At 66.3% G+C, this 21,726-nt stretch carries 20 protein-coding genes; 6 read left to right on the top strand and 14 right to left on the bottom strand.

The window, feature by feature from the left end; genetic code table 11:
• Positions 1-33 precede the first annotated feature (33 nt).
• Positions 34-1,101 carry an MBL fold metallo-hydrolase gene (locus AC3WMU_RS26755; RefSeq protein ID WP_006226121.1) on the top strand — a complete coding sequence of 356 codons (1,068 nt, stop codon included), beginning with the start codon at positions 34-36 and terminating at the stop codon, positions 1,099-1,101.
• A gap of 42 nt (positions 1,102-1,143) precedes the next feature.
• On the opposite strand, the gene AC3WMU_RS26750 is transcribed toward AC3WMU_RS26755, so the two are convergent.
• Positions 1,144-1,770: a LysE family translocator gene (locus AC3WMU_RS26750; RefSeq protein WP_006226122.1), complete on the bottom strand. Its 627-nt coding sequence runs from the start codon at positions 1,768-1,770 to the stop codon at positions 1,144-1,146.
• A 105-nt stretch (positions 1,771-1,875) separates the two neighbouring features.
• Between AC3WMU_RS26750 and AC3WMU_RS26745 the strand changes: the two genes are divergently transcribed.
• On the top strand, positions 1,876-2,610 hold the full coding sequence (locus AC3WMU_RS26745) for a nitroreductase (protein ID WP_280027203.1): 735 nt from the start codon (positions 1,876-1,878) through the stop codon (positions 2,608-2,610).
• 83 nt (positions 2,611-2,693) lie between these two features.
• Complete coding sequence (metC, locus tag AC3WMU_RS26740) at positions 2,694-3,887, top strand: cystathionine beta-lyase (protein WP_006226124.1); 1,194 nt, start codon at positions 2,694-2,696, stop codon at positions 3,885-3,887.
• A gap of 65 nt (positions 3,888-3,952) precedes the next feature.
• On the opposite strand, the gene AC3WMU_RS26735 is transcribed toward metC, so the two are convergent.
• The 5 genes from AC3WMU_RS26735 to argS all read right to left on the bottom strand — a co-directional run bounded on the left by AC3WMU_RS26735 (position 3,953) and on the right by argS (position 9,469).
• Positions 3,953-4,942 carry an alpha/beta hydrolase gene (locus AC3WMU_RS26735; protein WP_280027205.1) on the bottom strand — a complete coding sequence of 330 codons (990 nt, stop codon included), beginning with the start codon at positions 4,940-4,942 and terminating at the stop codon, positions 3,953-3,955.
• Complete coding sequence (locus AC3WMU_RS26730; protein WP_088589794.1) at positions 4,921-6,138, bottom strand: ABC transporter substrate-binding protein; 1,218 nt, start codon at positions 6,136-6,138, stop codon at positions 4,921-4,923. The genes AC3WMU_RS26735 and AC3WMU_RS26730 overlap by 22 nt, the downstream gene beginning before the upstream one ends.
• A gap of 157 nt (positions 6,139-6,295) precedes the next feature.
• A complete protein-coding gene (locus tag AC3WMU_RS26725) occupies positions 6,296-6,928 on the bottom strand; it encodes a thiol:disulfide interchange protein DsbA/DsbL (protein WP_006226127.1) in 633 nt (210 codons plus the stop codon).
• 93 nt (positions 6,929-7,021) lie between these two features.
• The gene (locus AC3WMU_RS26720) at positions 7,022-7,774 is read right to left on the bottom strand and encodes an SPOR domain-containing protein (protein WP_280027206.1); all 753 of its coding nucleotides are present in this window, start codon (positions 7,772-7,774) and stop codon (positions 7,022-7,024) included.
• A gap of 9 nt (positions 7,775-7,783) precedes the next feature.
• Positions 7,784-9,469, bottom strand: a complete 1,686-nt coding sequence (gene argS / locus AC3WMU_RS26715; protein WP_006224476.1) for an arginine--tRNA ligase — start codon at positions 9,467-9,469, stop codon at positions 7,784-7,786.
• 304 nt (positions 9,470-9,773) lie between these two features.
• On the opposite strand from argS, the gene AC3WMU_RS26710 reads away from it, so the two are divergent.
• Entirely contained in the window at positions 9,774-10,112 is a 339-nt protein-coding gene (locus AC3WMU_RS26710; RefSeq protein ID WP_006224478.1) for a DUF1840 domain-containing protein, read from the top strand.
• Between the two features lie 78 nt (positions 10,113-10,190).
• A complete protein-coding gene (locus AC3WMU_RS26705; protein ID WP_006224479.1) occupies positions 10,191-10,508 on the top strand; it encodes a hypothetical protein in 318 nt (105 codons plus the stop codon).
• Positions 10,509-10,586: 78 nt separating this feature from the next.
• Here the strand turns inward: AC3WMU_RS26705 and AC3WMU_RS26700 are convergent, their stop codons facing one another.
• From AC3WMU_RS26700 to AC3WMU_RS26675, 6 genes are all read right to left on the bottom strand, one after another.
• Positions 10,587-11,387 (bottom strand): carbohydrate ABC transporter permease, encoded by an 801-nt coding sequence (locus AC3WMU_RS26700; protein ID WP_006224480.1) that lies wholly within the window; start codon positions 11,385-11,387, stop codon positions 10,587-10,589.
• Positions 11,384-12,259, bottom strand: a complete 876-nt coding sequence (locus tag AC3WMU_RS26695; protein ID WP_006224481.1) for a carbohydrate ABC transporter permease — start codon at positions 12,257-12,259, stop codon at positions 11,384-11,386. The genes AC3WMU_RS26700 and AC3WMU_RS26695 overlap by 4 nt, the downstream gene beginning before the upstream one ends.
• A 17-nt stretch (positions 12,260-12,276) precedes the next feature.
• Positions 12,277-13,572 (bottom strand): ABC transporter substrate-binding protein, encoded by a 1,296-nt coding sequence (locus AC3WMU_RS26690; RefSeq protein ID WP_006224482.1) that lies wholly within the window; start codon positions 13,570-13,572, stop codon positions 12,277-12,279.
• Positions 13,573-13,765: 193 nt separating this feature from the next.
• Positions 13,766-14,821: an ABC transporter ATP-binding protein gene (locus AC3WMU_RS26685; protein WP_006224483.1), complete on the bottom strand. Its 1,056-nt coding sequence runs from the start codon at positions 14,819-14,821 to the stop codon at positions 13,766-13,768.
• Positions 14,822-14,957: 136 nt separating this feature from the next.
• Positions 14,958-15,755, bottom strand: coding sequence for a phosphodiesterase (locus AC3WMU_RS26680; protein ID WP_280027209.1), 798 nt, complete (start codon positions 15,753-15,755; stop codon positions 14,958-14,960).
• Between the two features lie 31 nt (positions 15,756-15,786).
• Positions 15,787-16,800, bottom strand: coding sequence for a substrate-binding domain-containing protein (locus AC3WMU_RS26675; RefSeq protein WP_088589786.1), 1,014 nt, complete (start codon positions 16,798-16,800; stop codon positions 15,787-15,789).
• Between the two features lie 322 nt (positions 16,801-17,122).
• Here AC3WMU_RS26675 and AC3WMU_RS26670 point away from each other — a divergent pair, with 322 nt between their 5' ends.
• A complete protein-coding gene (locus AC3WMU_RS26670) occupies positions 17,123-18,451 on the top strand; it encodes an amidase (RefSeq protein WP_006224486.1) in 1,329 nt (442 codons plus the stop codon).
• A gap of 175 nt (positions 18,452-18,626) precedes the next feature.
• Here AC3WMU_RS26670 and leuA read toward each other — a convergent pair whose 3' ends face one another.
• Both leuA and AC3WMU_RS26660 read right to left on the bottom strand, forming a co-directional pair.
• Positions 18,627-20,339: a 2-isopropylmalate synthase gene (leuA, locus tag AC3WMU_RS26665; RefSeq protein ID WP_492283194.1), complete on the bottom strand. Its 1,713-nt coding sequence runs from the start codon at positions 20,337-20,339 to the stop codon at positions 18,627-18,629.
• 395 nt (positions 20,340-20,734) lie between these two features.
• Positions 20,735-21,712, bottom strand: a complete 978-nt coding sequence (locus AC3WMU_RS26660) for a tripartite tricarboxylate transporter substrate binding protein (RefSeq protein ID WP_492283193.1) — start codon at positions 21,710-21,712, stop codon at positions 20,735-20,737.
• Positions 21,713-21,726: the final 14 nt, after the last annotated feature.

Genomic DNA, 21,726 nt, shown 5'->3' with positions numbered 1-21,726 from the left:
TTGACGGTAACGTCAAGCGTGGAGCGAGAGGCGATGAACCCCAACGAACAGAAACTGCAGTACCCCTGGGCGGACTTCCAGCCCGAAGCCGGTCATGCGCATGTGGTGACGGACGGGGTCAAATGGATCCGTATGCCGCTGCCGTTCGCGCTGGATCATATCAACCTCTGGCTGCTGCGCGACAACATCGACGGCCGCGACGGCTGGACCATCGTCGACTGTGGCATCTCGCGCGACGAGGTCAAGGCGCTGTGGGAAGAGGTCTTCAAGAATGAACTTGAAGGCCTGCCCGTGCTGCGCGTGATCGTCACGCACATGCACCCCGACCATATCGGCCTGGCCCACTGGCTGTGCGAACGCTGGGATGCGCGGCTGTGGATGACCATGACGGACTTCATGGTGGCGTCCTTGTGGTCGTCGCGCCGCACCGAAGCCGGCGGCGGCCCCGGCGGCCAGTCGGCCGTCGAACATTTCGCCCGCCACGGGTTGACCGACCCGGATGCGCAAGAGCAGATCCGCCAGCGCGCCAACTATTTCCCGAACCTGGTGCCGGCCGTTCCCGCGCGCTACACGCGCATCATGCATGGCGACCAGATCCGCATCGGCGAGCGCGACTGGCGCGTGATCGTGGGCTATGGCCATGCCCCGGAACACGCGTCGTTGCATTCGCCCGGCCTGAACGTGCTGATCTCGGGCGACATGGTGCTGCCGCGCATTTCCACCAACGTGAGCGTGTTCGACTACGAACCCGATGCCAACCCGCTGCCCCTGTACCTGCGTTCGCTGGACGGCTACGACGGCCTGCCCGACGACACCCTGGTCCTGCCCTCGCATGGCCGCCCTTTCACGGGCCTGCACGAGCGCATCGCGCAGCAGCACGAGCATCACCGCGACCGTCTGGCTGAAGTCCTGGAAGCGTGCGCCGCGCAGCCGCAGTCGACCTCCGACATCGTGCCGGTGCTGTTCAAGCGCAAGCTGGACCTGCACCAGCTGACCTTCGCCATGGGCGAGGCGCTGGCGCATCTGCACGCGCTGTATTTCGAAGGCAAGCTCAAGCGCGCCACCGGCGCCGACGGCATCGTGCGCTTTACCGCCGCCTGATCGCGGGGCAAACCGGGTTGCGCACAGACCGCGCGCAGCCCGTTACCGCGTCGCGGTCGCCAGCCGCACGGCCAGGCCCACGAACACCAGGGCGGCGATGCGGTTCAGCCAGCGCTTGGCCGGCACCGAGCGCTGCAGCAATTCGCCGAACGCGCCCGAAAAAAACGCGATGGCGCCGAACACCAGCAAGGTCGACACCATGAACACCGCGCCCAGCTGCAGGGTCTGGATGCCGACCGGGCCCAGCGCCGGCGAGGTGAACTGCGGCAGGAAGGCGAAGAAGAACAGCAGCACCTTGGGGTTGGTCAGGTTCATGACGATGCCGCGGCGATACAGGGCGCCGGGCTTGAGCGGTTCGGGCGCCTTGCCGGTTTCCGATTCCACCGGCGCGCGCAAAATCTGCCACGCCAGATAGGCCAGATAGGCGGCACCCGCCAGCTTCAATACCGTGAACGCCACCGGCGAGGCGGCGAACACCGCCGCCAGGCCAAACGCCACGGCGGCCGTATGGCCCAGCAGCCCGGTGCACAGCCCCAGCACGACCAACATGCCCGCCTTGCGTCCCCAAATGGCTGATTGCATCAGCACGAACAGGTTGTCGGGCCCCGGGGTCAGGGCCAGCAGGACGGCAATGCCAAAAAACGCGATCAGGGTATCGAAGGGCAGCATGGGTTTCGCCTGGAACGGGAAGGCTCCGGTCAGCCGGAGAATGGCATCATAAGGGCAAAATCCACCCGGCTCATTCGCGCCGACAATCGGAGAGAGACACACACCATGGCCGCAAACCCCACGCCGGACACGCCCGTCCGCGACGATAACGACGCCCGCCCGGACGCCGCGCTGGAGGCCTGGCTGCGCGCCCGCCACAGCTGCCGCGCCTTTCTGCCCGCCCCGGTGCTCCGCGCCACGATCGAGCGCATCCTGACGCTTGCGCAGCGCACGGCGTCCTGGTGCAACTGCCAGCCCTGGCAGGTGGCGATCACCGAAGGCGCCGGCACCGAACGCTTGCGCGCGGCGCTGCAGGCCCGGGCGGAGCAGGCCGGCGTCACCCCCGGCTTCATTCCGGACTTCCCCTTCCCCCGCGAATACCGCAACGAGTATCTGGCGCGGCGGCGCGAATCGGGCTTCCAGCTGTATGGCGCCGTGGGCGTGGCGCGCGGCGACCGCGAGGCCTACCGCCGTCAGGAAATGCGCAACTTCCAGCTGTTCGACGCGCCGCACGTGGCCATCATCACGACCGACGAGGCCCTGGGCGAATACGGTGCCATGGATTGCGGCGGCTATGTGGCGAACTTCCTGCTGGCGGCCCAGGCCAACGGCGTGGCCACCGTCGCCCAGGCGTCGCTGGCGATGTATCCCGAGGTGCTGCGCGAGGTGCTGGGCATCGGCGCCGACCGCCGCGTCGTGTGCGGCATTTCCTTTGGCTACGCGGACGCCTCGCATCCCGCCAACAGCTACCGCACCCGCCGCGCCGACCTGCCGGAGGCCGTCGCCTGGGTCACGGCCTAGGGACAGGCCGCCTCGCGCCTGATATGGTTCACCCTATCCGCCCTTGTTCCGGCTTCGTTCATTCTTAAGCACTTCCCCTGAAGATGACCACCAAACACATCGATACGGTTTTGCAGCACGCGGGCACCGCCCCGTTCCATCCTGAAACCGGCACCGCGCCGGTGCCGCTGCCGCCCATGCGCGCCAGCACAGTGCGCTTCGAGAACCTGGCCGCGCTGGAGCAGGCGCAGCGCACCAAGGCGGCTGGCGGCCGCGCCACCACCTACGGCCGTATGGGCATGGACACCCATGCCGCGCTGGAAGAGGTGTTCACGCAGCTGGAAGGCGGCACGCATTGCTATCTGGCCTCGTCGGGCCTGTCGGCGATGACGATGGTCATGATGGCGCTCTGCTCGGCGGGCGACCACGCGCTGATCTCCGACTGCGTGTACGGCCCGATGCGTGAACTGGACGATGCCGTGCTCAAGCGCATGAACATCGACATCACCTACTTCTCGGCCGACGAAGACCTGGAAGCGCTGGTGCAGCCCAACACGAAGCTGCTGTATGTGGAGTCGCCCGGTTCGCTGTTGTTCGAAATGCTGGACATGGGCGCGATGGCCGCGTTCGCGCAGGACCACGGCCTGGTGCTGGCTACCGACAACACGTGGGGCTCGGGCTACATCTATCGCCCGCTGACGCTGGGCGCGCAGGTCTCGGTCATCGCCGGCACCAAGTACGTGGGCGGCCACTCCGACCTGATGCTGGGGGCGGTGGTCACCAACGACGAAGCAATCGCCAAGAAGCTGAACCGCACGCAGTACGCGATGGGTTATTCCATCAGCGCCGACGACGCCTGGCTGGCGCTGCGCGGTGTGCGCACCATGCCGATCCGCATGGCCCAGCACGCGCGCCACGCGTTGCAGGTGTGCGAATTCTTCAAGAGCCGTCCCGAAACCGTGCGCCTGTTCCATCCGGCCTGGCCGGCGGACCCGGGCCATGCGTTGTGGCAGCGCGATTGCACCGGCTCCAACGGCATGCTGTCGGTGGAACTGGGCCTGTCGCCCGCGGCGGCACGTACCTTCGTGGACGCGCTGACCTTGTTCGGCATCGGCTTTTCCTGGGGCGGCTACGAAAGCCTGGTGCAACTCGTGTCGCCCAAGGACCTGTCCAAACACCGCTATTGGGGCGAGGGCGACAACGCGTTGGTCCGCCTGCACATCGGTCTGGAATCGCCGGAAGACATCATCGCCGACCTGACCCAGGCGCTGGAAAAAGCCGCGGCGGTACGCGAGTAACGCCGCAGCCCGCGGCATGGCAGCCTGATAGCACGGCATCGCGCAACGCGCGCGACGCCGTGCGCTCAGACCGCCGTGGCGCGGATCCAGGCGCCGACGCGCGCGGCGATGTCGTCACTGTTGTCGTCCATCATCGGCATGTGGGAATTGCCCGCGATGCCCTGCTCCGCCAGCCGCCACACGTCCACCCGCGCACCGTGGCGCGCCAGCGAATCCGCATAGTCCTGGCCGGCGGCGCACAGGCGCTGCCACAACGGCGTGGCATCCAGATAGTCGCCATAGACGAACAGGAACGGCTTGTCCGCCACGGCGGCGGTGACCACCTCGCTGGAAAAGCCCGAGGGCTCGATGCCGATCACGCCGCGCACCAGGTCCGGCCGCGCATGCAACGCGCGGTAGGCCACTTCGCCGCCATGGCTGTGCGCCAGCACCAGGCACGGGCCCACGCGATCCAGCACGGCGCAAAAACCCCGCAAGGCCGCATCGTTGTTGCCCAGCCAGCGCGGCACCGCGTGGCGGATGAAGTCGTCGAACGCGTCGACGGGAAAGCGCTGCCCGGCGAACGCGCGCCGCGCCTCGAAATCCTCGGCGCGTCCGAAGCGGAACAGCGACCAGCTTTCTTCCGCGTTGCGGATGATGGGCGACTCGGGCCAGACCTGCTGGAACGGGGCCCAGCCGGCGCGGCCGCGCTCCACGTTGTCCACCACATACACCGCATGGCCCTGGCGCAGGAAATGCTGCATCCACCCTGCCCGGCCGTCGGGCGTCTGTTCCCACATGGCGCCCGTCATGCCGCCGCCGTGCAGCAGCACGACGGGCAGCGGATGGGTGAGCCGGGCCGGAATGAAGTACTGCACATAGGCCTGTTCGAAGTGGTACAGGCCGTTCGGGTCATAAGCCAGCGACGCGGTCTGCGTGAAGGCGATGTCGCGCTGCGGCAGGCCGGCCACGCGCACGGGCTTGCCGCCGGCGTAGAAGCTGCCGAAGTCCGCCAGCGCGACGGGCTCCGAGGCGGACGACGGCCTGGCCGGCGTCATGGCTTGACCAGCGGGCATTGGCTTTCCGACAGCGGCCAGGCCAGCGTGTCGCCGGGAATGGTGCGCACGATGTTGTAGTAGTCCCAAGGCGCCTTGGACTGCTCGGGCGTCTTCACCTGCGCCAGCATCATGTCGCGCACCACCAGCCCGTCCTCGCGGATATGCGCGTTCAGGCTGAAAGGGTCGTCGATGGGCAGCGACTTCATCTTCGCCATCACGGCATCCGAATCCGCCGTGCCGGCGGCCTTCACCGCCTGCAGGTAATGCCGCACCGAGCTATACACGCCCGCCTGCAGGAAGGTGGGCGGGCGGCCGACGCGCGCTTCGAACTTCTTGGTGAAGGCGCGCGTGCCGTCGTTCATGTCCCAATACGATGGCACGGTCAGATAAGTCTTCTGCGCCGCTTGCAGGCCCAGGCTGTGCACGTCCGTGATCAGCAGCAGCATGGCGGCCAGCTGCTGCGTGCCGCCGATGCCGAATTCCGCGGCTTGCTTGATGGCCGAGATGGTGTCGCCGCCCGCATTCGCGATGGCGATGATCTGCGCCTTGGAGCCCTGCGCCTGAAGCAGGAAGGAGGCGAAGTCAGAGGCGTTGAGCGGGTGGAACACCGTGCCCACCACTTCGCCGCCATTGGCTTTGACGACGGTTTCGGTGTCGGCCGCCAGTTGCTTGCCGAAGGCGTAGTCGGAGGCCAGGATGAACCAGCGCTTGTTGCCTTCCTTGACGACGGCGGTTGCCGTGCCGCGCGACAACGCATAGGTGGTGTAGGTCCACTGCACGCCATACGGCGAGCATTGCGCTTGCGACAGCGCGGTGGTGCCGGGGCTGGAGAACAGCACCAGCTTCTTCTTTTCGCGCGCGATGCCTTGCACCGCTAGCGCGACGGACGAATTGGGCACGTCCACCACGACGTCCACTCCATCGGTGTCGTACCACTTGCGGACCATGCTGCTACCGATGTCGGGGCGATGCTGGTGGTCGCCGGACACCAGCGAGATGGGCTTGCCCAGCACCGTGCCCCCCATTTCTTCGATGGCCAGGCGGGCGGCTTCCACCGACCCCTTGCCGGTGGCGTCGGCGGTGACGCCCGCCATGTCCGTCAGGACGCCGATCTTCACGCCGTCGGCCGTGCTGGCATGCGAGGCGACGGCGCCGAACGCCAGGCACAGGCCCAGGCCCAACGCCGCGCGATTGCGCAGGAATTGCTGTTTCATTTGTCTTCCACCCGTTTGATGCCGTCGATGCGGCGAATTTTTGTGGCGAAAGTGTAGCGCCGGCGTTTGGCGCCCGGCGCGGCTGAAACATCTTCTCCAAAAAGAAAACGCCCCGGCGGTGAGGCCGGGGCGTTTTGCCGTGATTCGCGGACGCGGATTACTTGCTGCGCGCCATCGGGATCAACTGGTTGACTTCCTTCAGCGCGCCTTCGTAGCTGTTGCCCGCCATGACCGGCGAGGTCATGAACTTGCCGCCCACGGCAAACGAGGGCGTGCCGTCGATGCGGTAGGCCTCGGCCAACTGGGTGGCGCGTTGCACCTGGGTTTGCACGGTGAACGAGTCGAACACCGAATCGAACTTGGCGCGGTCCACGCCTTGGGATGCGGCCCACTCGCCCATGGACTTCTTGTCGAACAGGCGCTTGTGCTCGCCGTGGATGGCGGTGAAGAACTTGGCGTGCAGGTCCTGGCGGTCCAGGGCCAGGAACGTGTAGTACACCTGCTGCAGCGGCTTCATGCCGGCGTTGAAGGCGATCGGCACTTGCTTGAGCACCACGTCGGACGGGGCAGTCTTCACCCAGTCTTCAACCATGGGTTCCATGGCGGCGCAATGCGGGCAGGTGTAGGCGAAGAATTCCAGCACTTCCACCTTGCCCGGGGTGTCCGACGGCAACGGCGGGTTGATCGACACATAGGCCGGCGTGCCTTGAGCGTGGCTTGCCTGGCTGAAGAACGCCGTGGCGGTCAGCGCGGCCGCGGCCATGATGCGGATAATCTTGGTGGACAACATGGATGAGAGGTTCCTGGGTAAAAAGTTACAGACAGGCCCGGGGCCGGATAAGTTCAATGCCAAGCGTTCAATGCCAAGCCGCAGGCGCCGCGTTTACTGGCGCACCACGGCGGTTTCAATCTTGTTCTCGCCCAGCCTGCCGCGGGCGCGGTTCATGTCGTCCAGGCGGGCGAACGGGCCGACGCGTACCCGGTTGATCGCCTTGCCGTTGACTTCGGCCTTCTGCACTGCCACCGGCAGCCCCAGCAGGATGATGCGGGCTTTCAGCGATTCCGCGTCATTTTCGCCGCGGAAGGCGCCCGCCTGCAGGTAGTACGTGCCCGTTGCCGCAGACGCCGTGGCGGTCGCGGCTTTGGGGGACGGGGCCGGGGTGGCGGCCGGCGCGGACTTGGAAATTGGCGTGGGCGCCTGGGCGGGAGCCATGGCGACTTGCGCGGGCGGGGTGGACGCCGCCTGCGGTTTGGCGGTTGACGGCAACGTAGCGATCAGCGCACCCAGGTCGTCCAGCCTGGAGGGCGTTTCGTCGGGCTTGGCCGGCGTGCCGCCCGTGCCGGCGCCGGGCAATGGCGCGGGGGCGGTGGCGGTCGGGCCGGTGGGCGGCGCGCCCGCCGCGCCGTCGCGGCCGTACAGGCCGGCGTTGGGGTCCGGCGCCTGGCGGGGGTCAGGCAGCTTGCCCGCGTCGCCCTGGCGGCTGGCGCGGTCCACGAAAGGCACCGGGGCCTTGGTGACGTAGAACGCCACGGCGGCGGCCACGATCAGGCCGATAAGCAGGCCGGCGAGCGCCCCGTACAGAGTGCTGCCGCTTTCGCCAGAGGAACGGCGGGTGGTTTTGCGCTTGGTTGCCATGTACCGATGTTACATCCGCTCGGGGGCGGACACGCCCAGCAGCTCAAGGCCGTTGGCCAGGACCTGGCGCGTCGTGGCGGCCAGGCGCAGGCGGGCCAGCTTGACGGCCACGTCGTCGATCAGCACGCGTTCGGCGGCGTACCAGGCATGGAAATCCGAGGCGCAGTCGCGCAACCAGAAAGCGATGTGATGCGGCGACAGGTCCTGGGCGGCCAGGGCCACCACGTGCGGGAATTCAGCCAGGCGCTGCATCAGCGCGAATTCGGTCGGGGCGGTCAGCAGCGACGCATCGGCGGCGGCCACGTCAGCGGCCGGCATGCCGGCGTTGTTGATCATCGTGCAGATGCGCGCGTGGGCGTACTGGATGTAATAGACGGGGTTCTCGTCGCTCTTGGACAGCGCCAGGTCCACGTCGAACACGAATTCGGTGTCGGCGCGGCGCTGGATCAGGAAGTAGCGCACGGCGTCGCGGCCCACCCAGTCGATCAGGTCGCGCATGGTCACGTAGCTGCCCGCGCGCTTGGAGATCTTGACCTCTTCGCCGCCGCGCATCACCTTGACCATCTTGTGCAGCACGTAGGACGGGTAGTCCTTCGGGATGCCTTCGTTCAGCGCCTGCAGGCCGGCGCGCACGCGGGCCACGGTGCCGTGGTGGTCGCTGCCCTGGATGTTCACGGCGCGGTGGAAGCCGCGTTCCCACTTGGCCTTGTGATAGGCCACGTCCGGCACGAAGTAGGTGTAACCGCCTTCGCTTTTGCGCATGACGCGGTCTTTGTCGTCGCCCGTGCCCAGTTCGGTGGTGCGCAGCCACAGCGCGCCGCCTTCTTCGTAGGTGTGGCCGCCGGCGACCAGCGCCTTGACGGTGGCCTCGACGCGGCCCGACGTGTACAGCGAGCTTTCCAGGTAGTAGTTGTCGAACTTCAGGCCGAACGCCTGCAAGTCCAGGTCTTGTTCGCGGCGCAGGTAGGCCACGGCGAAGGCGCGGATGTCGTCCAGGCTGTCGATGTTGCCGGTGGCGGTGACGGGCTGGCCGTCGGAGGCCTGGAGGGTCTTGCCGGCCTGGAAGTCGCGCGCGATATCAACGATGTAGTCGCCCTTGTAGCCGTCAGCCGGCCATTCGGGGGAATCGGTCGTCAGGCCGCGGGCGCGGGCCTGCACGCTGATGGCCAGGTTTTCGATCTGGTTGCCGGCGTCGTTGTAATAGAACTCGCGGGTCACGTCCCAGCCGCTGGCGTCGTACAGGCGGCACAGGGCGTCGCCCAGGGCGGCCTGGCGGGCGTGGCCCACGTGCAGCGGGCCGGTGGGGTTGGCCGACACGAATTCAACCAGGATCTTCTCGCCGCTGCGGGGGGCGCGGCCGAAGCTGGCGCCCTGTTCGGCCACGGTGCCGATGACGGCTTGGCGGGCAGCAGCGGTAATGCGCAGGTTAATGAATCCGGGGCCGGCGATTTCAGCGCTTTCGACCAGATCGCGGGCGGCCGGGTCGGCCAGCAGGGCCTGCACGATGGCCTGGGCCAGTTCGCGCGGGTTGCGGCCGGCGGGCTTGGCCAGCTGCATGGCCACGTTGGTGGCGACGTCACCGTGGGCGGCGACCTTGGGGCGCTCCAGCAGCACGTTGGGCTGGGCGTCGGGAAGGCTCTGCGCAACGGCGGCCTGGATCAGGGAGATAAGCTTTTTTTGTTGCTCGGGGAGCATGGGCGTCTGGAGAAGTTCTGGGTGAGTGGCCAAGGCGGGGATCTGGCGGACGGCGTCCGGCCCGGCAAGGTCACGGGAATCCCCTGAATGATAGTTGATTTGGCGGCCGAACCGGCGGCCAGGGGGCCCGAAAGCGTCCGGCAAGCGTTCATCGCCGCGGCGGAACTGTCAATAAAATCAAACTCCTAGCTGCGGCCGCCGTCGGCCGGGGGCGCGGGCCGGCGGGAGGCCGCCATGGTCCCAGTTGGCATCCCGTGGGCGTTGCGGTAGTGTATGTAACGTATTCAATGAAGGAGACCGCAATATGCTGATTACCTTTCACTCCAAGGTCGTGGCCGAGGTCCTGATGCTGTCCGACCACGCGGCAGGCATTTTGCAGGCGGCAGGAAAGTCCATCGGCGACAAGATTCCGGAACGTGGCGTGTTCACCGTGGACCAGCTGGGGCCGGCCATCAGCGGCATCGAAAACGCGATCGCCAACGCCCAGCACCCCGAAGAGGAAGAAGACGAGGACAAAGCCCCCCGTTCGCCGATGGCGCGTGTGGTTGGCCTGAAGGAACGCGCGTACCCGTTGCTGGACATGATGCGGCAATCGAAGGAGGCTGGCGTCGAGGTCACCTGGGAAGCCTCGCGCGGCTGGTAGGCAATGTCGCCGGGCAGACAATCTGGCCGGCGTTTTTTGCCTACCCTTCTGGCCTGACGCCCATTCAAGGAATTTCCCATGCGCAGCGACATCACGATAGTTTTCGACACCCGGCGTTCGCTGGACCTGACCGCCACCGTGGAAACGTCCCCCCAACGCCAGGCCCAGGCACGCGACTGGTTCGACGGCGCCTGGGAAACCCTGGGCTGCGAACCCCTGCGTCCCAGCGGCAAAGTGCTGCTGCTGGACAAGGTGCTGGGCGTGGCGGATGCCTTGGGCTACGACACCCTGTCCACCGACGAGAAAGAAGCCCGCGAATTCGCCGAGAACCTGGCGCTGGCGCTGGAACGCCCACGCATCACGGTAGATCTGCCCGGGCTGACGGTCGGCTACTGACCCGGCCGCCCGCGCGGCGCAGCATGCAAAGGCCCCGCCGTAGCGGGGCCTTTTTCATGGCAGTGCACCATCAGCGCCCTACCGGATCCCGGCCCGCATGAACGATTGCACGAACTGGCGCTGGAACAGCAGGAAGGCGATCAGGAGCGGCGCGGCCGACATCAGTGTGGCGGCCGTGATGACGGACCAGTCGATGCCCTGGTCGGTCGACGAGAACACCTGCAGGCCCACCGTCAAGGGCCGGGACTCCACCGAATTGGTGATGATCAGCGGCCACAGGAAGTTATTCCAGTGGTGGCTGACGGACACCAGGCCATACGCCACATAGATCGGCTTGGCCAGCGGCACGTAGACCTTCCACAGAATCTGCATGGCGTTGGCGCCTTCCATGCGCGCGGCTTCCTCCAGCTCTCGTGGCACCGTCTTGAAGGTCTGGCGCAGCAGGAAGATGCCGAAGGCCGACGCGAAGTACGGCAGGCCGATCGCGAACACCGTGTCGCGAATGCCCAGCTGGCTCATCGACCGGTAGTTCTCCACCAGCAGCACGTCCGGCATGATCATCAGCTGCAGCAGCACCAGCATGAAGACGAAGTCGCGGCCGCGGAACTCGAAGCGCGCGAACGCGTAGCCGGCCAGTGTCGACAGCACCAGCTGCGCGGCCAGCACCATCGTCACCAGCAGGAAGGTGTTCAGGAAGTAGCGCGGAAACGGCGCAGCCTGCCAGGCCCGCGCGAAGTTATCCAGCGTCAGCGGCGCGAACAGTTCGAAGCGGGTGGCGTAGGCCGGCGGGTGGAACGCCGCCCACATGGCGTAAGCCAGCGGCAGGATCCACAAGAGGCCCAGCGCCCACGCGCCCAGGGTATCGAGCTTGTCTTTCATTGATAGTGCGTCCTGCGGTCCAGCCAGCGGAACTTGACCAGCGCCGTCAGCGCCAGCACCACCAGCAACACGACGGTCAGCGTGGCGGCGTAAGCCGTGTCCCAGAAACTGAAACCCACCTGGTAGATGTAATACAGCAGCAAGGTGCTGGCGTTGTCCGGCCCGCCGCGCGTCATGACGACCACGTGGTCCACCAGCCGGAACGCGTTGATCAAGGCGTTGATCAGCACGAACAGCGTGGTGGGCATCAGCAGCGGCCACAGGATGCGGCGGAAATACTGCCAGCGCGACGCCCCTTCCAGCATGGCGGCTTCGCGCAGCGACGGCGACACGGTCTGCAAGGCGGCCAGGTAGAAGATCATGAAGAACCCCGCCTCCTTCCACACCGTCACCAGCATCAGCGCGGGCAGCGCCGTGTCACGGTTGCCCAGCCAGTTGGGGCCGGGAGAGCCGAACCACCCCATCACCTGCGCGATCAGGCCGTATTGCGGCGTGTAGAAGAACAGCCAGATGTTGGCCACGGCCACCATCGGCAGCACGGTCGGCGTGAAGTACGCCATGCGCAAAAAGCCCCGGCCGCGCAGGTTGCGGTTCACCCACAGCGCCATGATCAGCGCGATGCCGATCGACGTGGGGATCGTGCCCAGCGCAAACCACAGGTTGTTCCACAGCGATTGCCAGAACACCGGATCGTCACGCATGACGGCATAGTTCTCCAGGCCCACGAAACGCGCAGGACGCGCGCCCTTGGGCGTGGAGAAGAAGCTGTGCCAAAGCGTCGCCAGCGCCGGGTAATGCGTGAACGCGGCGAGCAGCACGATGGCTGGCAGCAATAGCAGCCAGCCATACAGGGCGTTTAAAGAACGGCTCATCGTGCTTGGCCTGGGGGCTACTTGTAAGAACGCAGGATGCGGTCGGCCTCGCGTTGCGCATCGGTCAGGGCCTGCTGCGGCGTCTTCGAACCCGTCAACGCCGCTTGCAGCGCGTCGTTCAGGGTCTTGGTGACGCGCTGGTTCTCATGCGTGGAGAATTCCGCCACGCTGACTTCCAGCTGGTCGCGCGCCACCGCTGCGGCCGGCACCTCCTGCGCGTACTTCTTCATCTTCTCGGTTTGCCAGGCGGCCGGCGTGACTGCGACATAGCCCGTGGCGATGCTCCAGTCGGCCGCGCGTTCCGGCGTCGTGACCCATTGCGCGAACTTCAGCGCGGCTTGCTGCTGCGCCGGCGTGCCGCTCTTGAAGATGTAGAAGTTGCCGCCGCCCGTCGGGCTGCCGCCGCGCTTTTGCTGCGGCATCATGGCCACGCCGAACGGGAAGTCGGCGTTCTTGCGGATGTTGGTCAGGTTGCCGGTGGTGGTCCACACCATCGCCGCCTTCTTTTCCAGGAAGTCCTTCGGCGTGGTGCCCCAGTCGATCGTGCCGGTCGGCATGATCTTGTGCTTGGCCGACAGGTCGCGCCAGAACTGGGCGGCTTCGACCACCGCCGGCTTGTCCAGGTAGACCTCGTTGCCGGCTTCGTTCATCAGGATCGCGCCGTTGGGCGTGGTCAGGGCCTGGAACAGCCAGTACGCGAATGCGCCGCCCGACGGGATCTCGATGCCCCACTGCGTGGTGTTGCCGGAGGCGTCCTGCTTGGTCAGCTTCTTGCCGTAGTCGACCAGTTCGGCCCAGGTGGCCGGCGCACGTTCGGGATCCAGGCCGGCGGCCTTGAACAGATCCTTGTTGTAGTACATGACGATGGTCGAACGCTGGAACGGTACGCCCCAGGTGTGGCCGCCCGTGCGGCTGTTCTGCATGAAGGCGTCATAGAAGCCGCCCAGCCACTTCTTGTCGGCGTCGGTTTTCGCCAGGGAATCGATCGGGACGATGGCGTCTTCGTCAATCAGCGTGAACATGTCGGTGGACAGCAGCACGGCCAGCTGCGGCGGCGTGCCGCCCTTGAGCGCCGTCAGCGCCTTGGCGATGGAGTCCTGGTACGAACCCGCATAGATCGGCTTGATCTTGATGTCGGGATTTTCCTTCTGAAAATCCGCCACCATGTCGTCGACGATCTTGGTGATCGGGCCGCCCACGGCGACCGGATAATAGAACTCGACCTCGACGGGCTTGTTCTGCGCCTGCGCAGGCAGGGACAGGCAGGCGGCGGCAAGGCTGGCGGCCAGGGTCTTCAGTACGATGCGTCGCATGGTGGTTTCCTTTTCTGTGGAATGGGCATTTTTTACCGCCGGGCCGTCCCAAGGTAAAAAGCGTTCCTTGGGGGGTAGCAAGTGAGAGAACCGAGCGCGGCGTGGGGGCCGGCCCGCACGCCGGGCCGTCCCAAGGCGGGCCAGCCCCCTTGGGGGGCAGCAAGCCGAAGGCGCGGCGTGGGGGCCATTCTCCTTAGCGCCCGACGGTGTTGATGACCGCCGAGTCGGCGGCAAAGAAATGCTGTTGCCCGTCCTGCCAGGACAAGCGCAAGGCCTCGCCCGCGCGGGCGCGCAGATGGCCGCCGACCCGCACGGCCACGCCGCTCGTGTCGCCGACGCGGCAGACCACGATGGAGTCCGCGCCGAAGTACTCGACGCTTTCCACGGTGGCGGCAATGCCGCTGTCATCGATGCGGATATGTTCGGGGCGCACGCCCAGCTTCACGGCGCCTGCCGGCGCGCCCGCGATGGCGGGGCCCTGCGTGCCGGCGATGACGGTGGCGCCTTGCAGCGTCGTCACGCCGATGAGATTCATGGGGGGCGTGCCGATGAAGCGGGCCGCGAATTCGCTGGCAGGCCGTGCGTACAGGCCGTCAGGCGTGTCGTGCTGTTCGATCTGGCCGCCGCGCAACAGCACCACCTGGTCGGCCATGCTCATGGCTTCGGTCTGGTCGTGCGTGACATACACCATCGTGATGCCCAGGTCTTGCTGCAGTGCGCGGATCTCGCGGCGCATTTCGTGGCGCAGCTGCGCATCCAGGTTGGACAGCGGCTCGTCCATCAGGCACACCGGCGCTTCAGAAATCACCGCGCGTCCCAGCGCCACGCGCTGTTGCTGCCCGCCCGACAATTGCGAGGGCTTGCGGTCCAGCAGATGGCCCAGGCCCAGCAGGCCGGCCACGCGTTGCAGGCGGCGGTCGAAGTCGCGCGCCGGCTCCTTGCGCACCCGCAGCCCGAACAGGATGTTCTCGCGCACCGACAGATGCGGAAACAGCGCATACGACTGGAACACCATCGAGATGCGGCGCTTGGCGGGCGGCAGGTCGGTCACGTCGCGGTCGCCGATGCGGATCGTGCCCGAGGTCGGCGTGTCCAGCCCGGCGATCATGCGCAGCGTGGTCGACTTGCCGCAACCCGACGGGCCCAGCAATACCGTGAAGCTGCCTGCCGGCACGGTGAAGCTCACGCCGTGGATCGCGGCGGCGCCGCCATACTGTTTGGTGAGGTTATCCAGAACGATGGATGACATGCTGTCTCGACGATCTAATAGTTAGATCCGCATTGTTGCCTGTTATGAAAACCTTTTCATTGTGCAGCGCAAACATGACGGATTCGTGGCAATGCCCGGGGCGGTCAGGCCCCGGCCTACGGGTCAGGAAAACGATTCAGGCAAACGGATACGGGCCGGGGTAGTCCCCGATGACGGCGTGGTGCGTGACCAGATTCTTGCCTTGCCACCAATGCAGCTGGTAGCCCGGCGGTTCCATGATGTATTGCAGGGTCGGGCGCGGCCCCAGTTCCAGCGCCAGCTGGTGCGCGGTACCAGGACAGGTGGACGCGATCGTGCCGCCAAAGCGCTGGAAGATGGTGCGATGAAGATGGCCGCACAGCACGCGTTCCACATGCGGAAAGCGCGACACGATGCGTTCCAGTTCCGGGGCGCCGGCCAACAGGCCGATGGCATCCATGTGTTCGATGCCGGTCAGGAACGGCGGATGGTGCATCAACACCAACGTCGGGCGGTCGGGTTGTTCGGCCAGGCGCGCGGCCAGCCAGTCCAGTCGGTCCTGGCACAGTTCGCCGTGGCTCTTCATCGGGACGACCGTGTCCAACGCCAGCAAGCGCAGCGGATAGGTCTCGACGGCGTACTGGATGAACGGGCTTTTGCCTTGCAGATACGCGTGATCGGGAAAGGCGGCACGCAGTTGTGCGCGGTCGTCATGGTTGCCGGGCAAGAGGAAATACGGGATCTCCAGCGCTTGCAGGTGGTCGCGCAGCACCTGGTATTCGTGCGGGCGGCCCAGGTCGGTCAGGTCGCCCGTGATCAGCACGCAATCGGGCCGCGGATCCAGGGCGTTCAGCGCGCGCACGGCCGGGCCCAGGAAGGCGGCGGGATCGATGATGCCGTAGGCCTTGTCGCCCGGGGTGCGCATGTGCAGGTCGGTGATTTGTGCGATGAGCATGATGCGGATCAGGTATCGAAATAAGAGAGGATCAGCGGCGCACGGACGCCGCGGTGCCGCCGACCACGATGCAATGCGGCAGCCGGTTCGATTGGGGCGGCTGGCCGTGGATCTGCGCCAGCAGGTTCGAGCAGGCCGTCTGGCCGATACCGTCGCTGGGCTGGGCCACGGTCGTCAGCGGCGGGGTCAGCAAGGCGCCAAAGCGCATGCCGTCAAAGCCGCATACCGAGATGTCGGTGGGAACGGACAGGCCTAGCGCCACCAGGTCGGCGATGACGGCCGTGGCCAGCAGGTCGTTCGAGCAGAACAGCGCAGTGGGCGCCTGCTTGCCGCGCAGCGCAGCCTTCAGCGCGTCCGCGTCGCTGCCGGTGTGGGAACTCATGGCGATATGCTGCACCGCATCCAGACCCAGCCGCTTGGCGCACGCGCGCGCACCGGCCAGGCGTCGGCGCGCGCGGTCCGACGCGGTCAGCGGGCCTGTCACCAGCGCGATGCGGCGATGGCCCAGTGCAGCCAGGTGCGCGACCATGTCGCTGGCGGCGGCACGATTGTCGACCGAGGCGAAGGGATGCGTATTCGATTCGTTGTAGACCAGCACGTACGGCATGCCGGCGCTGTCCAGGTCGTCCAGCGTGGCGCTCTTGTTCACGTCCGCCACGGTCAGGATCAGCCCGTCGACCTGATGGTCCATCAGCCCCTGCACTGCCGCGGATTCGACGGCGGGGTCGTAGCCGGTGGCGGTCAGCATGACGCTGTAGCCGGACTCGCGCGCGCGGCGTTCCGCGCCTTCAAAGCATTCGGCGAACACGGGGTTCGACAGCGTCGGCAGGATCAGCCCGATGGTGCGGGTGCTGCCCGAACGCAGGCTGCGGCCCACGCGGTTGGGCCGGAAGCCGGCGCGCTTGGCCACGTTGCGGATGTGCGCCAGCGTGTCCGGATGCACGATGTCCGGCTGGTTGAACGCGCGCGAAACCGTCGCCGGAGACACCCCGGCCTTGCGGGCCACTTCAATGATTGAAAAGCGGGGCGACGGGCGCGTAGCCATATGTTTATTGCTGTCGGTTTACTGAAAACGATTTCATCTTACAAGACAAATATGACCTTTGTATTGCACGGGTTTGCGCTATGCTGGTGGTGACGCAACAACAGAAAGCCATGGCGCGGCGTGGTCGGTTTACCCGGGAAAACACGGTGTTTTCGGTGTTTTTCCCAATTGACGCGACGCGCACAATGGTTGGGATCGGTCCGTTGGAACGCGGTGGCGAAAGCGCCACGCGTCCGGCAAGGACAGACCCTCGGTCAAGGGGACCGGGTGCGGAGTTCAGCTGCCGCGCGTAATGCGCGACACCGGTAAAGAGGAAAGGATCATGTCTACTGCCTTAAACAGACTTGGCGCGCTTGAAGCCGCGCGCAAGCTGCAACGGCGCGAATTAACCGCGGTGCAACTGGTGCGGGCCTGCTTCGCCCGCATCGAGCAACGCGAAAACACCATCCATGCCTGGACGGCGCTGCAGAAGCAGGCGGCCCTGGATCATGCGGCCGTCCTGGACGGCGGCGCGCTGCGCGGCCTGTTGCACGGCCTGCCCATCGGCGTCAAAGACCTGTTCGACACCGTCGACCTGCCCACGCGCTACGGCTCGCCCATCTACGAACGGCATCGCCCCGGCCTGGACGCCGCTTCCGTCGCGCTGTGCCGCGGCGCGGGCGCCGTCGTGGTCGGCAAGACCGTCACCACCGAATTCGCCACCTATCAGGCTGGCCCTACCCGCAACCCGCGCAATGAAGCCTACACGCCGGGCGGCTCGTCCAGCGGATCGGCGGCGGCCGTGGCCGACGACATGGTGCCCTTCGCGCTGGGTTCTCAGACGGCGGGTTCCATCATCCGTCCCGCCTCGTACTGCGGCATCGTGGGCTTCAAGCCCACGTTCGGCGCCGTGCCGCGCGCAGGCGTGAAAAGCCTGGCCGAATCCCTGGACACCGTCGGCGGTTTTGCGCGCTCGGTGCCGGATGTGGCGCTTTTCGCCTCGGTCATGATGCGCGATCCCCGCATGTTGGACCTGGCCTACGAAGGCAAGCCGCGCGTCGGCATGTGCCGCACGCTGCAATGGCGCCATGCGCAGCCGGAAACCAAGGAAGCCTTCGCGCAGGCCGCAGCCACGCTGTCGCGCGCCGGCGCCGTGGTGCAAGAGGTGCCCCTGCCTTCGCAGGACTGCATGCTGGTGCAGTTGCACGCGGACATCATGGCGTTCGAGGCCTCGCAGTCGCTCGCCTACGAGCGCCTGGAGCACGCCAGCCAGCTCAGCCCGAAGATCCAGGCGGTGCTGGAAGCCGGTTCGCAGATCACGGCCGAGGAACACATCAAGAACCTGGCCCGCGCCGAGGAATCGCGCGCACGCGTGAATAGCTGGTTCCAGGATTTCGATGTGGTGCTGGCCCCCAGCGCGGCCGGCGAAGCGCCGTTCGCCGACCTGGGCACAGGCGACCCGCAGTTCTCGCGCGCCTGGACCTTGTTCGGCCTGCCTTGCTTGAACCTGCCGTTCGCGACGGGGCCCCAGGGCCTGCCCGTGGGGCTGCAGGTGGTCGGGCAACGCTACGATGACCACCGTACCCTGGCGGTCGCTGCGTGGATCCACGAGCGCCTGCTGGCTGCCAATACGCCGGATATCGGCGCCTCCGACATGTGGCCGCGCGGCTGAACGTCCGCAGCTAGCCTCCCGCAGCTGACCGCCCGTCACAGAAAGCAGAAAGCCCGCCAGGTAAGGCGGGCTTTGTTTTTGGCCGGGCCGCTCAGAAGAGAGGTGTATCTTCCGGGGCGCGCAAGCCCATGTTTCGGGCTTGCGGCGGGCGCTTATGGTTATGCCGGAATGCGGATCACGCGGCCTCGGCGGCTTCCTGTTCGGTCGCCGTCACGGCGCCCGAGTTGATGTGGCGGTTAACGGCGCTCAGCACGGCCTGGAACGACGCGGTCACGATGTCGCGATCGATGCCCACGCCGAAGCCCGTGCTGGATTCGCCCACGCGCAGTTCCACGTAGGATGCGGCGCGCGTGTCGGTGCCGGTGCCGATGGCGTGCTCGTGGTAGTCCATGATGCGAACCGGTACGTCCAGCGCGGCCACGAAGGCCGAGATGGCGCCGTCGCCCTTGCCCGTCACGATGCGGCGTTCGCCGTTGTATTCGAGTTCGGCTTCGATGCTGAAGTGCTGGCCTTCGCCGGCCGACGGATTGCCGTCGATGCGGTGGCGGATCAGCTTCCACGGGGCCTTCTGCTCAAGGTATTCGCGGTTGAAGATCGTGTGGACGTCGTCGGCGGTGACTTCGCGGCCGGTCTCGTCCGTCACGCGCTGGATGGCGCGGCTGAATTCGATCTGCAAGCGGCGCGGCAAGACGAGGCCGTGCTCCTGTTCAAGCAGGTACGACACGCCGCCCTTGCCCGACTGGCTGTTCACGCGGATCACCGCGTCGTAGCTGCGGCCAAGGTCGGCGGGGTCGATCGGGAGATACGGCACTTCCCAGACGGCGTCGGCCTCTTGCAGCGCGAAGCCCTTCTTGATGGCGTCCTGGTGCGAACCCGAGAACGCGGTGAAGACCAAGTCGCCGGCATACGGGTGGCGCGGGTGCACCGGCAACTGGTTGCAGTATTCGGCGCAGCGGCGCACTTCGTCGATGTCGGAGAAGTCCAGGCCCGGATGCACGCCCTGCGTGTAGAGGTTCAAGGCAAGCGTGACCAGGTCGACGTTGCCGGTGCGCTCGCCGCTGCCGAACAGGCAGCCTTCAATGCGGTCGGCACCGGCCATCACGGCGAATTCGGCGGCGGCCACGGCGGTGCCGCGGTCGTTGTGCGGGTGCACGCTAAGCACGATGCTGTCGCGGCGCGCCAGGTTCTTGTGCATCCACTCGATCTGGTCGGCGTACAGGTTGGGGCTGGTGGCCTCGATCGTGGCGGGCAGGTTCAGCACCATCTTGTGGTCGGGCGTGGGCTGCCATACATCGGCCACGGCATCCGAGACTTCAAGCGCGAATTCGGGTTCGGTCGTGCTGAACACTTCGGGCGAGTACTCGTAGCTCCACTTGGTTTCGGGGCGCTGCGAGGTGTATTGCTTGATCAGGCGCGTGCCAGTCGTGGCGATGCCCTTGATCTCTTCCTTGGACATGTTGAACACGACCTTGCGGAAGGCCGGCGCACACGCGTTGTACATGTGGACGATGGCTTGCTTGGCGCCTGCCGCGGCTTCCACGGTGCGGCTGATCAGGTCTTCGCGCGACTGGGTCAGCACGATGATGGTCACGTCGTCCGGAATGCGCTTTTCGTCGATGAGCTTGCGGACGAAGTCGAAGTCGGTCTGCGAGGCGGATGGGAAGCCCACTTCAATTTCCTTGAAGCCGATCTTCACGAGCTGTTCGAAGAAGCGGAGCTTGCGCTCGACGCTCATCGGCTCGATCAGGGCCTGGTTGCCATCGCGCAAGTCCGTGCTCATCCAGATCGGCGCCTTGGTGATGCGGCGGCTCGGCCAGGTGCGTTCGGAGAAGTCGCGGGTAAAGGGGGCGAAGGGGACGTATTTGGTAGCGGGGTTGGCAAGCATCATGACTACACCTCGATCGGTTTCTTTTGAATCCCGGGAGCACTACTCTCGGCGGCATTTATGACCGGATGACGGTCTTGTGCCAGGGGTTGCCGTGATTGACCGGCAGGATTCACAAATAAAAGGGGGAAATCGCGTGTGGCAAGCGTGGCTGCCGAGCTACCACGGGGACACTAGGCCCGGCAACCGATCGGTAGGTATAGCGATAGCGCGGCAAACGAGGAGGAGCGAGCGCGCAGGCCGGCAACCGGAGCGGCGGAGCGTCCGGTGGCAATCGCGAGGGAGGTGCGGTGTGCGGCCATAGGTTGCTAGTCAAACATACTTTCCGCTGGAGTGCAAACAGAATAGTCCGAAAAAAACGGGGGGCGGAACGCCCCGCCGTGGTTTGCACGCGGCGCTTATTGCGTTTGCATGTGGCCGTTTTTCACGACTTTACCGAGGCGTTCGCGCTCGCTTGCGGCGAAATCCACGAAGCTGGCGCGCGAGCCGCCGCCGGGCTCGATGCTGCTCTGGCGCAACGCGTCCTGCACCTCCTTCGATTGCAGGGATTTCTCGACTGCCGCATTCATCTTGTCCAGCACATCGGCGGGGGTGCCCGTGGGGGCGAACAGGCCTGCCCAGTGGCCGATGCGAATGGCGGGAAAGCCCGCTTCGGCCGTGGTGGGGATGTCCGGCGCGCTGGCCATGCGCTTGTCCCACGTCGTGGCCAGCGCCTTCAGCTTGCCGCTCTGGATCAGCGGCAGCGTCACGATGCTGGCTTCGGAGGTGGCGTCGACCTGGTTGCCGATTACGGCGGTCACGCCTTCCGAACCGCTTTTGTAGGCGATCGGCTCGACCGGCAGGCCCGTTGCTTCCTTCACCATTTCCGCCACGAAATGCGGCGTGCTGCCGTTGCCGGCGGTCGAGAACGTGATGCGGTCGGTTTTGGCCTTCTTGGCGCGCTCGACGAAGTCCTTCAAGTCCTTGGCGGGATTGGACGGGTTGGCCACGATGACGGACGGCGTGATGGAAAGCAGCGCCACCGGGGTCAGCGCGTCGTCCTTGTAGGGTTGGTCCGAGCGGATCAGGCTGTTGGTGACGGTGCCGTTGCTGCCGACCAGATAGGTGTAGCCGTCCGTCGGGCTGCGCGCCACGTGGGCCGCGCCCACGACGCCGCCCGCGCCGGGGCGGTTTTCGACGATGACGGTCTGGTTCAGGGTAGTGCCGACTGCTTTCGCGATGATCCGGGCGACCAGGTCATTGGCGCCGCCCGCGCTGAACGGGGCGACGAAGGTGATGGGTTTGTCGGGCCAATCGGCCAGTGCCGGGGAGGCGGCAAACGCGGCCGAACAGGCCACCAACAGGCCGGCGGCATACCGGACGGGGGTGCGGAACATGGGTACAACTCCAG

This window comes from Achromobacter sp. FW305-C-13 (genome assembly GCF_058783475.1).
Note: the sequence above shows the minus strand (reverse complement) of the source record. Positions and strands in the feature narration are given on the sequence as shown.

Coding starts and splice junctions, on each gene's coding strand:
- AC3WMU_RS26755 (WP_006226121.1), top strand. CDS start 34: ATGAACCCCAACGAACAGAAACTGCAGTACCCCTGGGCGGACTTCCAG.
- AC3WMU_RS26750 (WP_006226122.1), bottom strand. CDS start 1,770: ATGCTGCCCTTCGATACCCTGATCGCGTTTTTTGGCATTGCCGTCCTG.
- AC3WMU_RS26745 (WP_280027203.1), top strand. CDS start 1,876: ATGGCCGCAAACCCCACGCCGGACACGCCCGTCCGCGACGATAACGAC.
- metC (WP_006226124.1), top strand. CDS start 2,694: ATGACCACCAAACACATCGATACGGTTTTGCAGCACGCGGGCACCGCC.
- AC3WMU_RS26735 (WP_280027205.1), bottom strand. CDS start 4,942: ATGCCCGCTGGTCAAGCCATGACGCCGGCCAGGCCGTCGTCCGCCTCG.
- AC3WMU_RS26730 (WP_088589794.1), bottom strand. CDS start 6,138: ATGAAACAGCAATTCCTGCGCAATCGCGCGGCGTTGGGCCTGGGCCTG.
- AC3WMU_RS26725 (WP_006226127.1), bottom strand. CDS start 6,928: ATGTTGTCCACCAAGATTATCCGCATCATGGCCGCGGCCGCGCTGACC.
- AC3WMU_RS26720 (WP_280027206.1), bottom strand. CDS start 7,774: ATGGCAACCAAGCGCAAAACCACCCGCCGTTCCTCTGGCGAAAGCGGC.
- argS (WP_006224476.1), bottom strand. CDS start 9,469: ATGCTCCCCGAGCAACAAAAAAAGCTTATCTCCCTGATCCAGGCCGCC.
- AC3WMU_RS26710 (WP_006224478.1), top strand. CDS start 9,774: ATGCTGATTACCTTTCACTCCAAGGTCGTGGCCGAGGTCCTGATGCTG.
- AC3WMU_RS26705 (WP_006224479.1), top strand. CDS start 10,191: ATGCGCAGCGACATCACGATAGTTTTCGACACCCGGCGTTCGCTGGAC.
- AC3WMU_RS26700 (WP_006224480.1), bottom strand. CDS start 11,387: ATGAAAGACAAGCTCGATACCCTGGGCGCGTGGGCGCTGGGCCTCTTG.
- AC3WMU_RS26695 (WP_006224481.1), bottom strand. CDS start 12,259: ATGAGCCGTTCTTTAAACGCCCTGTATGGCTGGCTGCTATTGCTGCCA.
- AC3WMU_RS26690 (WP_006224482.1), bottom strand. CDS start 13,572: ATGCGACGCATCGTACTGAAGACCCTGGCCGCCAGCCTTGCCGCCGCC.
- AC3WMU_RS26685 (WP_006224483.1), bottom strand. CDS start 14,821: ATGTCATCCATCGTTCTGGATAACCTCACCAAACAGTATGGCGGCGCC.
- AC3WMU_RS26680 (WP_280027209.1), bottom strand. CDS start 15,755: ATGCTCATCGCACAAATCACCGACCTGCACATGCGCACCCCGGGCGAC.
- AC3WMU_RS26675 (WP_088589786.1), bottom strand. CDS start 16,800: ATGGCTACGCGCCCGTCGCCCCGCTTTTCAATCATTGAAGTGGCCCGC.
- AC3WMU_RS26670 (WP_006224486.1), top strand. CDS start 17,123: ATGTCTACTGCCTTAAACAGACTTGGCGCGCTTGAAGCCGCGCGCAAG.
- leuA (WP_492283194.1), bottom strand. CDS start 20,339: ATGATGCTTGCCAACCCCGCTACCAAATACGTCCCCTTCGCCCCCTTT.
- AC3WMU_RS26660 (WP_492283193.1), bottom strand. CDS start 21,712: ATGTTCCGCACCCCCGTCCGGTATGCCGCCGGCCTGTTGGTGGCCTGT.